8 protein-coding genes are annotated in these 12,891 nt (G+C 73.2%); all 8 read right to left on the bottom strand.

Annotation, left to right across the window (positions count from 1 at the left end; genetic code table 11):
- A partial coding sequence (locus GXW74_RS27395) for an SUMF1/EgtB/PvdO family nonheme iron enzyme (RefSeq protein WP_211850060.1) occupies positions 1 to 1,446 on the bottom strand: 1,446 nt, incomplete at its 3' end.
- Positions 1,447 to 1,808: 362 nt separating this feature from the next.
- Positions 1,809 to 2,996, bottom strand: a complete 1,188-nt coding sequence (locus GXW74_RS27390; protein ID WP_211850053.1) for an FtsX-like permease family protein — start codon at positions 2,994 to 2,996, stop codon at positions 1,809 to 1,811.
- A gap of 2 nt (positions 2,997 to 2,998) precedes the next feature.
- Positions 2,999 to 3,730 carry an ABC transporter ATP-binding protein gene (locus GXW74_RS27385; RefSeq protein ID WP_211850051.1) on the bottom strand — a complete coding sequence of 244 codons (732 nt, stop codon included), beginning with the start codon at positions 3,728 to 3,730 and terminating at the stop codon, positions 2,999 to 3,001.
- A gap of 154 nt (positions 3,731 to 3,884) precedes the next feature.
- A complete protein-coding gene (locus tag GXW74_RS27380; RefSeq protein ID WP_211850049.1) occupies positions 3,885 to 5,783 on the bottom strand; it encodes a vWA domain-containing protein in 1,899 nt (632 codons plus the stop codon).
- Positions 5,780 to 6,868, bottom strand: a complete 1,089-nt coding sequence (locus tag GXW74_RS27375; protein ID WP_211850047.1) for a hypothetical protein — start codon at positions 6,866 to 6,868, stop codon at positions 5,780 to 5,782. Before GXW74_RS27375 ends, GXW74_RS27380 begins: the two co-directional genes overlap by 4 nt.
- Positions 6,865 to 9,450 carry a virulence factor SrfC family protein gene (locus GXW74_RS27370; protein WP_211850045.1) on the bottom strand — a complete coding sequence of 862 codons (2,586 nt, stop codon included), beginning with the start codon at positions 9,448 to 9,450 and terminating at the stop codon, positions 6,865 to 6,867. Before GXW74_RS27370 ends, GXW74_RS27375 begins: the two co-directional genes overlap by 4 nt.
- Positions 9,451 to 9,458: 8 nt before the next feature.
- A complete protein-coding gene (locus GXW74_RS27365) occupies positions 9,459 to 12,422 on the bottom strand; it encodes a virulence factor SrfB (protein WP_211850044.1) in 2,964 nt (987 codons plus the stop codon).
- A gap of 79 nt (positions 12,423 to 12,501) precedes the next feature.
- Positions 12,502 to 12,891 (bottom strand): hypothetical protein (locus tag GXW74_RS27360; protein WP_211850042.1); only part of this gene is annotated, 390 nt, incomplete at its 5' end.

The following is a 12,891-nucleotide window of genomic DNA, read 5'->3' as shown; positions in this document are numbered from 1 at the left end:
CGGCGAGGCAGGCGCCGGCGCTGCCGGTGCCGCCGCCTGGGCCGGCGGGCCGGCCGCACGGGCGGCGGCGAGCACCTCCTCCCGCATCCGGTCCCGCGGCGGCAGGCCGCCGTCGCGCGAATCAGCCGCATGTCGCGCCGCGACATCGAGATAGGGGCGAAGTTCCGGCAGGCCGCGCGCTTCCGCCTCGCGCGCCACCACGCCGGCCTCGGTTTCCAGCACCGCCCGGTCGGCGGAGCGCCCGAGGTCGGCGACGATGCGCGCATAGCCGTCCAGGGCCAGCTCGCGCTCGACGCGAAGCTGCTCCAGCGCCCGCGCCCAGTCCCGCCGCATCTCGGCGCTCGCCTGCACCACGTCGGCGCCGGCGAGCAGCGGCTGGATGCCATCCATGCGCCGCTGCGACTGGCCCGCTGCGCGCGCCAGCACGGCCGCGCCTTCAAGCTGCGCGCGGATGCCGGCGCGTTCCTGTTCCAGCCGCGCGCGCTCGGCGGCCATCAGCCCGGCTTCCAGCCGATCGAGGCTCTGGCGCAGACGGGCATCGGCGCCCTCCCGCATCGAGGCGATCTGTCGGCGGGCGTTCTCCGCCTCGGTGCCGCTGGCGCGGCTCTCGGCCTCGAAGGCGCGGTTCAGCGCCTCGGCGCGGCGCAGGCTGGTGGTCACGTGGGACGCCAGCACCACCCGGAAACCCACCGAGGCAAGCCGCGTCGGCTGCCCGTCGGTCGCGTCATAGGGCGGAATCTCGATGCGCAGCGAGGAGCGCAACGCCGTCTCCGGCGTGCGGAAATCCCCGCCCTTGACCACCACGCCGCCCGCCTGGCCATGCAGCCGGCCGACGCGCACGGCCCGGAAGGGTTCGAGCACCATCTCGCCGACATTGCCGAGAACGTCATGCAGGCCGAGCGGGTTCGGCTCCAGCATGCCCACCGGCTGCGCCCGCCCAGCCGCGGAGCGCGGCCCCTGGAACCAGGCGTAGCGCGCTGTGCCCTCCGGCATCGGGAAGCTGCGCGCGAGGAAGTCGAGCTCGCTCACCGCCGCGCCGCCGCGCGCGGCGAATTCCCATTCCTCTTCCGTCGGCAGCCGGACGAAGGCGGGCGTGCCGTCCGCCTGCGGAAGGCGCGCCTGGGCGTTGCGCAACAGCCAGGTGGTGTAGCGCTGGCCGAAGGCGACGGCGTCGAACCAGGACAATGTCGCCGCCGGCAGCCGGCCATTGGCCGAGGGCGTCGGGCAGCGTTCCTCCATCACCGCCGCGAACTGGTCCCGCGTGACCTCGTACTTGCCGATCCAGAACACCGCGACGTCGCGGCCCTGCGCGGTGAAGGGGCCGGCCACGGCCTCCCGGCGCGCGAATTCGGCGACGCCGCCGGCCGGGTCGGTGGTGCCGAGCGTCACCGGGCGGTCGTCCAGCGCGCCGGGGCCGGCGGGCGTTTCGACAGGTCGGAAGGCCATGGCGCCGCCGCAGGGCATGGGGAGAACGAGGTCGCCATCGGCGGCGCGCGGGTTGGTGAAGTCGGCGGGCCAGGGGGTCTGGGCGACGGCGGGGGTGGCGGCAAGAAGCGCCAGGGCGAGAAGGAGGCCGGAGGGGCGCCGCCCCTCCGGACCACCCCGCCAAAGGCCGAAAGGCCTTTGGAAGCCGTGACCGGGCGAAGGACGCCTGGGAACGGACCCCGCCGCGTGGCGAGCGCCGGATGCCAAGGTTGCGGGGCTCTCCTCTCTCCCCGGCACCAGGTCACGGTTTCCAAAGGCCTTTCGGCCTTTGGCGGGGAGGCTTGGAGGGGCGGCGCCCCTCCAATTGCGCCCTACGCCTGTCATCACCCCTCCGCCAGCCCTTCCGCCGGCGCCACCGCCGCGGCCCGCAGCCCCGCCAGCAGCGACGCCACCAGCGCCCCGGCCAGTGTCACCCCCGCCGCGCCGGCGGCCATGAAGGCGTTCAGCAGGCAAACGGGCCGGTCCCCGGTGACGGTCCCGGCGAAGGCGCGGTTCAGCACCGTCGCGACCGCCGCCGCGATGCCGAAGGCGAGCGCCGCCCCTGCCAGCGCAACCGCCGCCGCCTGGATCAGCGGCATGGCGAGCAGCGCGCGCCGCTTCAGCCCGAGCAGCGAGAGCAGCGCCAGGTCACGCCGCTTGCGTTCCACCTGCGCCCACAGCCCGACGCCGAGGCTGACCAGGTAGCCCGCGCCCCCTGCCCCGGCGATGGCCACGAACAGCAGCGCCAGGTTGCGGTCGAGCCGCAGCAGCCCGGCCACGGCCTCCGCGCGCGAGGCGACCTCGATGCCGGCGAGGCGGAACTCGCGGTCCAGCGCGGGCACGTCCTCGAGCCGCGCGGCGTGCAGGCGGAAGCCCGCAAAGGGGCGCCGGCGCGCCTCGGCCTCGCTCGCCGGCCGCGCATCGGCGGGCGCGGTGCCGTCGAGGAAATCCTCCGCCAGCAGCAGCACGGGCACGGTGGCGAAGGCCGCGTCGCGCGCCGCCGCGGCAAGCGGTGCGACACCGCCCACGCGCATCGGCAGGGTCAGCACCTCGCGCTCCCTGCCGCGACTGCGGGCGACGGAGGCCATGACCCGGTCCCCCACGCTCAGGCCCAGCCGCTGCAGCGCGGTGGCGGACAGCACCAGCTCGTCCTGATCCAGCACGCTCAGACCGGGCAGGACCGGATCATCCTGTGCGGTCGGCAGCAGTTCCACCCGGATGCCGTTGCCCTGCCGCTCGGGATTCTCGAGGACGATCGTCGCCGAGAGCGCGCGCGTGCGCGGCACGACGAAGGCGATGCGCGGATCGGCGGCGAGGCGCTCGAACAGCGCCGGCTCCAGCGTGCGGTTGACCACCGAGACGATCTCCCGTGCGCGCGGATCCTCCAGCAATTCCGCGCGCAGCCCGGCGACGACGCCCTGGCGCAAGCCGAACAGCACGATCAGCGGCGCCAGCACCGCCGCGCAGCCGAGCGCCGAGCACAGGAACAGCACTCTCTCATGCCACAGATCCGCCAGCGCCAGGCGCAGCATGGTCAGGCCGCCTCGGCGAGCGGCGCCCGCGCGAAGACGGAACGCGCAATGCCATCGGCGCCGGGCGCGTGCGTCTCGCACACCAGCACGGGATAGCCGGCACGCGCGGCGCGGTCCGGGTCGTGGGTCGCGACCAGCAGCGCCGCGCCGGCGGCGGCACATTCGCGCTTGAGCAGGGCCAGCACCGCATCGGCGAGTTCGGGATGCACCGAGGCCGTCGGCTCATCCGCCAGCACCAGCGATGGCCGGTGCGCGAGCGCCCGCGCGATCGAAACACGTTGCCGCTGCCCCACCGAAAGCGCCGCCGGCCGCTTGCCGAGCTGCGCGCGGATGCCGAGCTCATCCGCCAGCGCGCGCACCCGCGCGGCATCGGGCCGGTCGGCAATGCGCTGCGTCAGGGCGATGTTGCCCTCGACCGTCAGGAAGGGCAGCAGCCCGCCGGTCTGCGGCACGACGCCGATGCATCGTGCGCGCAGCTCCGCCAGCGCGTCCCGCCGGCCGGCGCGCCAGTGGCGCGTGATATCCTGACCGGCAAAGGTGAATTCCTCCGCCGCATCCGGCGGCGTGGCGAGCGCCAGCATCATCAGCAAGGTGGACTTGCCGCTGCCGGAGGGGCCCGCCAGCGCCAGCGCCTCGCCTTCCGCGAGGTCGAACGCCGGCACGTCCAGCGCGAAGGGTGCCGCATCCCCGCGATAGGCCTTGTGCAGTCCGCGCAGGGACAGCAGCACTGTCATCGGGCGACACCCAACGGCCCGCGGTCCTGCCGCGAGCCGGGAGCGCAAGGCGCGGCCGCGCCCGGACCGGCCGTCGCCATCGGCGCGCGAGTGCGGGGTGCGCAAGCCAAGCCCACGGACGCGGGCGCCGGCGCATGCGGCGTGCAAACCCGCGTCACGGCAGCGCGTCGAGCGGCACGGGGAAGAAGGCCTCCCCGCCCGGGCGCCCGTCGAGCGTCACCCAGAGGTCCGGACGCGCGGCGAATTCCTGGTAGAGGCGCAGCTTCGCCTCGATGCCGTTGATCAGTTCGCGCTGCGCGGCGGCGCCCATGGCGAGCCATTCCTGCTCGTTCAGCTCCATCACCTGGCTCTGGTAGGGCAGCCCATCCAGGTACTCGCCAAGCGCCTGCCCGACGCGCGCGAGGTTGCCCAGCCGCTGCGGGTCGCGCGCCGTCGCCGCGAAGGCCGCGCGCAACTGCCCGAAGAAGGACCGCGGATCGGTCCGCCCGGCGAGCCCCGCATCGAGGATGCGCGTCAGCGCCTGCGACAGGTCGGAAAGCTGGTTCCTCGTCAGCAGAACGCGTACATCCAGCGCGGCGAGCGTCGGGTCGCGCAGGTCGCGGTCGGTGGTGAAGGACCGCACCACATCCGGCGCCGTCGTTCCCCCTTCCCGCCCGAGATAGGCGAGCCGCATCGCCGTGCCGACGATCTCGACCTGCTGCGCGATGCGCTCGGCTTCCGGCGTGCGGGCCGGTTCCACGCCGCCGATCGGGCGGCCGACCGTGTCCGCCACCTGGCGGAACAGCGCATTGGTCAGCCCGTTCACCACCCGCTCGAAGGCCTGCGGGCTGCCGCCCTCGACCGGGAAGTAGAGCGAGCCGGCGGCACCGTAGCGCGTCAGCTCGGTGTACTGGGCGCGCGCATGGGCGTGGTTGGACCGGCCTTCGGGGGTCTGCAGATGGATGGCGAACAGCGCGACGCCGCGCGCCTCCGCCAGCGCCTTGATCTCCGGGATGCCGAGCCGCGTCTGCGACTTCGGATCGGTGGCATCGAGCGCCCCGGCATCGGTGATCAGCACCACGTAGCGGCCGCCGAAGGCGGACCAGTCCACCTGGTCGATCGCGACGCGCAGGCCGGCGATCGCGTCCTCGTCGAACTGCTCCGTGGAGGCGGTCGCCGCGCGCACCTGCTCGAGCGCCGGCAGGATGGCGCCCGGCGGGCGCGAGAGGTCCGGCGCCGCCACCAGCCGCGTCACGTATTCGAGCTGCGGCCGCGCCGAGATGTCTGCGCGGTAGGCCACCATGCCGAAGCGGAAATTGTCGCGCACCGCGGTGTCGCCGATGCGCCCGATGATGTGGCGGATCGCCGCCCGCGTGCGCTCGATGTAGGGCTGCATGGAGATGGTGCTGTCGATGACGAAGACCACCGCGCCGCGGAAGTCGCGCAGCCGCGCCGGATCCGCCTGCTGCGGCGCCGGGCGCAGTTCCGCCGGCGCGGAGATCACCTCCAGCAGGCGCATCTGCGTGCCGTCGCGCCGCTGGATGGTCTCCGCCTCCAGGATCGGCAACAGGTAGAAGTTGCGCTGGATGTCGACGAAGGTTTCGGGTTCCAGCGCCAGCACCGGACTGCCCGGCTGGCCGGCGGCGGCGCGCAGCGCCACCGCGTCCTGCGTCATCGACGGGGAGCCGAGCAGCCCGCGCAGCGTGTCCGCATCGCGCAGGAACATGGTGCGCTCGCGGCCCGCCGGGTTGGTGAAGGCGCCGACCATGGCGTGGCGCCAGTCGATCGCGCGGTCCTCCTTCACCCAGCCCTGGGTGCGGCCATCGGCCTCGCGCCCGATCTCGATCCAGCCGTCGCGGCGGGCATAGACATGCGCCACGGAGAAGCCCGGCAGCGGCTGGCCCTGCCGCGCATCGGGCCGGGCATGCAGGGTGGCGCCCGGGCGCAGGATGACGCGCTGGAACAGCGTGGTCTTGCCCGGGATCAGCAGCGGCTGGCGCGACACCGTCTGCGCCTGCGCGGCGAGCGGCAGCAGGGCGGCGGAGGCCAGCAGGAGGAGTCGGCGCGGCGTCATTGCCAGAAATCCCTGATGGTCAGCGGCGCGTTGATGTCGCCCTCCCGCGCGCGGTCGTCCAGCCAGCGGCGCAGGCGGGCGCGGGGCTCCGCCGCGCCGGGATCGCCGGCGGCCACGGCCTCCCGGTAGTGCCGCGCCGCCTGGCGCGGATCGGGGTCGCGGAAGGGCCGGCCCGGCTGGAAGCCGACCGGATCATAGAGGCCGGCGAGCCGCGTCAGGGCAGCCGCATGCCCTGCGCGAGCCGAGGCTTCCCAGAGCAGCAGCGCATCATCGTAGCGGCCGGACTCGAAGCGGCGGGCGGCCTCCTCGGCAATGGCGGCGGGGGAGGCGGCGCGGGCGATCACCTCGGGCACCGGCAGGCCGTCGAGGCTCGCCGGCGCCTGGGATTCCGCCTGCGGGCGAACCGGCGGCAGTTGCGGTGGTTCGGGGCGCGGCAGCGGCTCGGGGGCAATGATGACCGGGTCTTCCTGCTGCGGCTCCGGGGCCGGGCCCGGCTCCCCGCGCCCGTAGAACCACCACCAGGCGCCGCCGCCGGCGCCGGCCAGCAGCAGCAGGACCAGCAGGATCCACGGCAAGGCAGAGGAGGACCGCGCCACGGGCGCCGGCTGCTGCGGCACCGAGAGCGGCGGCGGCGCGGCCGGGCGCGGCGGGGCGAGAGCGATGGTCGCGTCCGGGTCCTCGATCGGCAAAGGCGGCGGCGCGGCCGGCGCGGAGCGCGCGACCGGAGGCGGCACGGCGATGGTGTTTCCGCTGCCGCCATGCAGCGGCGGCACGTCAGGCCAGAAAAGCGGCGCCTCCAGCCTCGCGGCCGGCAGGCGGAACAGCACCGGCCCGGCCTCCAGCCAATCCACCACCTGCGGCCCGAGATACAGCCGCACGCCCTGCGGCGAGGTTTCCACCCGGTCCGGTGCGATCAGCGCGTCGCTCACCTGCCAGCCCTCGGGACCCAGCGTGCCCTTGGCCCAGCCCTCCCGCAGGATGCGGAAGCGCGGGTCGGCGGGCGGCTGCATCACGCCCTGCAGCAGGATGATGGCGTGCCCGCCCTCGGGATGGGCCGGGTCCGCCGCGGCGCGTACCGTCGTCATGCCGTGCTGCCGAGCACGCCCAGGATCTTTCCGAGGCGCGCATTCTGCGCGACGTCGATCTCGAGCCCGCCGGGCGCCGTAACGTTCTCCTCCGCGAGGCGCGAGAAGGCACTGATCCAGTCGACATGGTACTGCTTGTCGTAGGGCTCCGGCTGCACGCCGAGATTCGGCATGCCGTTCACCGGCGGGCGCGGCGCGAAGACCGGGCGATCGGTGCGCCCCGCGCGCGGACGCGCCTCCGGCGCGATGTCGCCATAGCCGAGCATGTGGACGTAGCGGTTGACCACGCCCTCGGCGACCATCACCGGCTTGCTCGCGCTCTCGCTCAGCTTCTGGCGGTAGGAGGCGGCCTCGCGCAGGCGCTGCGCGATGCGCGCGGAAAGCCCCGTGCGCCGCGCCCCGGCGCCGATCTGCGCGACCAGCGCGGCGGCGGCGTCGCGCGGCAGCTTGAGCTGCTCGACCATCTCCGGCTCGGCTGCGGCACGGTGCATCTTGTCCATCCACTCCGCCACGGCCATGTCGGCGTAGCGTTCGAAGGCGTCGCGCGCGCGGTGCTCGCCCTGCGCCGCCGGGGCGACGAGATCGCCGAGCTCGGCCAGGTAGTCCTCCTCCCCTGCCCGCGCGCCGACCGGGGCTTCCTCGTCCGGCTCGGTCTGCATGCGCCACCAGGCGGAGGTCAGTTCCTCCGGCGTCACCTGCAGGCTGCGGATCAGGCGGCCGAAGCCCTGCGCCGCGGCACAGGCGACCAGCGCGCGGCCGACGATGCGCGCTTCCTCCCGCCGCTTGGCGAGTTCCTGGGTCAGGTCGCCGGAATGCCAGTAGGGCGAGAGCCGCCCCGCCATGTCGCGGCGCAGGGCTTCCAGCCGCGCGGCGATCTGGCCCCGCTTGATCGCCGGGTCGCAGACCGGGCGCAGGCTTTCCGCCAGGTAGGATATGCCGCCGTCATTCAGCGTCATCGCCGCGTCCCAGGCGCGGACCGGGTCGGAGAAGTGGCGCCGGCAATCCTCGTTGGCGAGGAACTCCTCCCGCAGCCGGGCGAGGCGTGGCGCTTCCGATGCCCGCGGCGCGGCCTCGCGGCCATGCTCGTCGTAGTCGAGGATGTGCTTGGCCGCGACATTCGGATTGCGCAGCCAGTAGGTATTGGCGAAGGGCTGGCCGGCGGCCCAGTTGCGCGGCCAGTCATGCTCCTTGCCGAAGAAGTCGAGCAGCGAGGCGTTCAGCCGGATGGTCCAGCGGCTGCCGGTGCCTTCCGTCGCGCCCTTCTTCTCCTCGAACTCGGTGTCGAACTTTGTCAGCACCAGGAACAGCGCGTTGCGGTGGCGGGCGCGCTCCTCCGGCGTCACGCCGAGCGTGCCGTCCACCCAGTCCTTGATCATCCGCGGCAGGGTGCGGACTTCCTGGTTCGACGGGCCGATGCAGAGGAGCATGGAGGTGATCTCCTGCTCCGCGCAGTAGCGCTGGTACAGGTAGGCGACCTTGCCGCGCAGGAAGAGGCCGGGGAACTTGCCCTTCTCCGCCAGGAAGCGGCCGGGCTGGGTCAGCTTCTCGCGCGACCGCGCGCCGGGGAAGTCGAGCAGGTCGGTGACCTCGAAGAAATCCCACGGCTTGTCGCGCAGCGCGATGGTCAGTTCCGCCACCAGCGCGGCGACAGCGGCGCGCGGCAGCACCGCCTGGCGCCCGGCGCGCGTCCGCACCGCGAGCTTCCCGTCCGCCGGATCGCCCAGCATGCCGAGCGTGCGCACGTCGATGATCGACGTCTCGCGCGGCGACAGCGCATCGAGCGGAACGAAGGCCTCGTCCGGGAAATCGAGCGCGGCGAGCGCCTGCAGCAATTCCCGCGCGGCAGCGGTGAAGGCCTCGTGCCCGTTCCACAGGATGGAGAAGAAGCCCGCCCGCTCCGCCACCGGCAGGCGCGGGGCGATCGACGCGGCCTGCGCCCAGAAGGCCGAACCCAGCCCCGGCACCAGCGGATGGCCGCGGAACAGGCCCTCGAAATACTCGCGCAGGTCATCGATGTCGTCCTCGGTGAGCCGATCGACCGCCTCACCGCCCGCCCGCGCGGCGTATCTCCCGCAGTGGGACTGCACGAGCTCCGGCGAGGGGATGTCCACCTCCGCCGGGTCGAAATCCTCGAGGAAGGTATTGCCGAGGATCTTTATGACATCCGTCTGCGACAGCAGCCGCAGCGCCACCGGATGGCCCGGGATCGCCGAAGGCGGGCGCAGGGTGAAGCGGGTGACGAGGCCGGTCGCCTCCTGCCCGCCCTCGGGGTTGATGTCGCGCACGAAGTCGAGCGCCGCGCCGTCGAACATCGCCGTCACCGGATCCTGCCCGCGCCGCGCCAGTGCGGAGATCAGGTAGGACTTGCCCGATTGCGACGGGCCGAACACCGCGACGCACATCGGCCGCTCCGCGGCGGCTTCCAGCCTGCGCGCGCGGCGGGCGAATTTCCTGAAGTCGCGCGCGACGGCCTGCGCCTCCTCCCGCACCTTGGCGCGGTTGTCGGCGAGCCAGCCGATCGCGTCGGTGGCGGCCTCCGCCGTGCCGCGGGCGGCGGCGGCGAGCGTGGCGTCGCTGGTCACGTCGAGCCTCATGCCATCCCTACCACGCCGGTGTCGCGCCAGTACCCGGCCTCGCTCTTCATGGTCTGAAGCCGAATCTCCACATCGGTCCGCCGCAGCGCGGTGCCTTCCGAATCCTCGATCTCCTCGACGCGGAAATCCTCGCGCTTCTCTTCCTGACCCGGCGCGTCCGGGTCCATGTCCGCGCGCCGGATCTTCACCCGCAGCGGCAGCGCCATGCGCGGAACGCTTTCAGGGTTGGCGAATTCCAGCGCATAGAGCGGCGTGGCCGGCCAGCGCTCGATCGGCAATTGCCGGAAGCCGAGGAAGGTCGGCGCCGCGAAGGTCATGGTGAAGGTCACCTCGTCGCCCGGATTGGGGCGCTTTTCGAGATCGACCTCCGACAGCAGCACCCCCTGCTCGCGGATCTGGCCGGAGATCTCCATCCGTCCGATGTAGCGCGCGGTGGATTTCATGCCGAGCTGGCTGGTGCGCATGAGGAAGGACTCCAGCCGCCCTTCGGCGAGCGCGCAGAGCATCGCTCCCACCGCCGCGCTGGTCTTGGGGTCCTCGATGCGTGCATTGGCATCGCGGAAGGGATACCAGCCGCCGACGGCGTAGCGGTGCATGCCGATCATGCGATGCGGCGGCACCGGGGATTTCGCCAGCACGATATCCGTCACCGCGCGCAGGCGCGACGGCCGGCCCGACAGCAGCAGCACGTCGCAATCGTAGTGCCAGACCACCTCGCACAGATCGGCCAGCACCGGCCCGAGCGTCGCCTGGATCACGGCCTCGACGCGGCGGGCATCGGCGGCGACCTCGACATCGGCGATGGCGAAGCCGCGCGCGCCCCCCTGGCGCGCCGCGGTCTCGAAGAAGGCGATGGCGCGGGGATTGGCGGGCTGCGCCTCCCCCGCCAGCACCGCGCCGATGGTGGCGCGGAACAGCTCGCCCATGACGCGGCCCTCGATGCGCTCATAGGCGTGCAGCACGCCGAGGCCGACCGGTTCCAGCACCTGGGCGACGAATTGCCGGCGCAGATGGCGTTCCACCTCGCTCTGCCCGCCGCGATCGCCGCCGAGCGTCTGCCGCAGGAAGGCCTGCGGGTCGGACATGCCGGCAGCGCGCAGCGCATCGCCGAGTTGCGGCAGCACCAGGTGGGTGATCAGCCCTTCCAGCACCTCGTCGCCGGCAATCTTGAAGCCTTCCCGAAATTCCTGGCGCGGCACGATGGTGTCGCGGTTCTCCACGCTCCAGGTCACCACCATCAGGTCCGTGGTGCCGCCGCCGATGTCGATGGAGGCCACCCGCAGGCAGGGATTGGGCCCACGTTCCGGCCGCACCCGCCCGGCGAGTTCGAAGAACCCCGCCGCATCGCCCTGCAGGCGCTGGGTGATCTCGGTGTAGAGCCAGACCACCTGCGTCGCCGTCGCCTCGTCGAGGTTGAGCAGCACGCGCGGTTCGGGCGGCGCCGTCGGCCCGGCCTCGGTCCAGCCGAGCATGTCCCAGGCGAGCTTGATCGCGCCCTCGGCGCGTTCGCGCAGGATCTTCTGCTCGGCGAGCGGCATCGCCGGCGGCAGGGTCAGGATGACGCGGCGCAGCCGGCGCGGAACGTCGGCGAAGCGGCGTGCGGCGCGCGTCGCCGGCGCGTTGATCTGGCTGACCGCCTGCATGAGCAGCTCGGCCAGCAGGAAGGTGAACATGGCCGAGCGCGAGAAGCGCGCCCGCACCGCCGGCTGGCCGCGGCCGCGCAGCATGCGCAGCGCCTCGCCGGTCTCGGTGACATGCGCCATGAAGGGGCCGGAGACCGGAGGTTCCGTGGTCACGCCGTCGGACGCGCGACCATTGAAGCGCCAGCCCTGCACGTTCGGCCGCCGGTCCCACAGATACCGCTTGGGGGAAGAGATCCCGGTCGCGCCCTCATTGCCCTGCGTCGCCGCCGCCAGCCGCATCGCCTCCGGCCCGACGCGCACGGGGGACGGCCAGCGGAAGGCATTCGCCCGCCCGGAACGTCGCGAGATCGCATCCCGCCCGAACGAGCCGACGGCGAATTCCACCCGGCTTTCGAAGGGCCGCGCATAGACGTGCTCCGGCCGCGACAGGTCGCGCAGCGCCAGCACGGAGGAATTGTTCAGCGACGGCGCATCCTGGCTCTCCTCGACCAGCAGCCCGCAGGTGCGCGAATTGCCGACATCGAGCACCAGGTCGACATTGATCGGCGCATAACCGCGATTGTCGGAGACGACATCGACCAGCCGGATGCGCGGCAGGATGCCGATGCCCTCCAGCAGGCCGAGGAAGCCGAGGTAGCGCGCCCAATGCTCGCAGGCATGCGGGAAATCCTCCGGCCGCAGCGCCCGCCCGCCGCGCTGCGCCTGGCGCAGCTCGCGGAAGCCTTCCTCGAGCCATTGCCCGACCCAGGATTCGTTGAGGAACCAGGCATTCTCCGCATGCCCGCACACCGGCGCGAATTCCTGCTGGCGCGCGCTGTCCTCCGGCGCCGGCGCGACATAGGGCCGCTCCGGCGCGCGCGGCATCAGCGCCGTGTCGAAGGCCAGCACCAGCCGGTGCGACCGCCCCTCGGCGTCGCGCTGCGGCAGTTCGGCGATGTAGGCGCGGGCCCAGTTGGACGGGCCGCGGTCGTAGACCTCCTTGCCGTCCGCCCCGCGCGCATGGACGCGGAAATAGGGCAGCGGCACCCACTTGTTCAGGAAGGCCTCCAGCGCCTGGGCGCGGGAGATGGCGTAGGTCTCCTCCGCCGCCGGCACCTGGCGCGTGACCGGGTCCGCGAGGTTGCCGTCGGCATCCTGTTCCAGCACGCGCAGGATGACCGGGGACTTGCCCTCATGGTCCACCTGCTCGCGCAGCGTCTCCTCCCAGAAGGAACGCGAGCCGCGCGGCAGCCGGTCGACATCGAAGTCGATGTCGAGGAACTGGATGCCGGAGGAGGGCACCAGGCTGATCAGTCCGGCGGTGGTCGTGCTGCTCATGGGCATCCCGTCTTGCGCCGCGCAGTGTGCCGCAGCGCGGTTCGCCGCGCCAACGTGGCTGTCGTGAAGCTTACGGGCATCAGTTCACCGGACAGTTGAGGCGGTAGCGCCAGCGGGTATTGGCGAAGGGGCCGATGACGACGACCTCGACCACATTGTCGCCGCCCTGCGGCCGCCAGTCGAAGCCGATCCGCCCGCGGCCGCTGACCATGCCCGGTGTCGCGGCGATGACGCGCCCGCGATAGCGTACCTCGATCCGGTCCGGCACGGTCTGGGCGTCGTAGTCGAGCGTCACCGGCCCGGGGGTCGGTCCGAGGTAGTGGCGCGTCCGCGTTTCCCCGGCCCCGCCGGACTGGGTGTCCACGTTGCAGGGCTGGGTGCCGGGCGGCGGACCGGGCGGCGGCTGCGGCGGCTCGGGCGGCGGCGGCGGCGGCTCCGGCGGTGGCGGCGGCAGCGGCTCCTCCGGCCG

It is taken from the genome of Neoroseomonas eburnea (genome assembly GCF_018129005.1).
GTDB lineage: Bacteria > Pseudomonadota > Alphaproteobacteria > Acetobacterales > Acetobacteraceae > Neoroseomonas > Neoroseomonas eburnea.
This window is presented reverse-complemented; position numbering and strand designations above follow the sequence as displayed.

Bases quoted from the DNA above. Each gene is read 5' to 3' on its own strand.
- GXW74_RS27365 (WP_211850044.1), bottom strand. From the start codon at position 12,422: ATGAGCAGCACGACCACCGCCGGACTGATCAGCCTGGTGCCCTCCTCC.
- GXW74_RS27390 (WP_211850053.1), bottom strand. From the start codon at position 2,996: ATGCTGCGCCTGGCGCTGGCGGATCTGTGGCATGAGAGAGTGCTGTTC.
- GXW74_RS27385 (WP_211850051.1), bottom strand. From the start codon at position 3,730: ATGACAGTGCTGCTGTCCCTGCGCGGACTGCACAAGGCCTATCGCGGG.
- GXW74_RS27375 (WP_211850047.1), bottom strand. From the start codon at position 6,868: ATGACGACGGTACGCGCCGCGGCGGACCCGGCCCATCCCGAGGGCGGG.
- GXW74_RS27380 (WP_211850049.1), bottom strand. From the start codon at position 5,783: ATGACGCCGCGCCGACTCCTCCTGCTGGCCTCCGCCGCCCTGCTGCCG.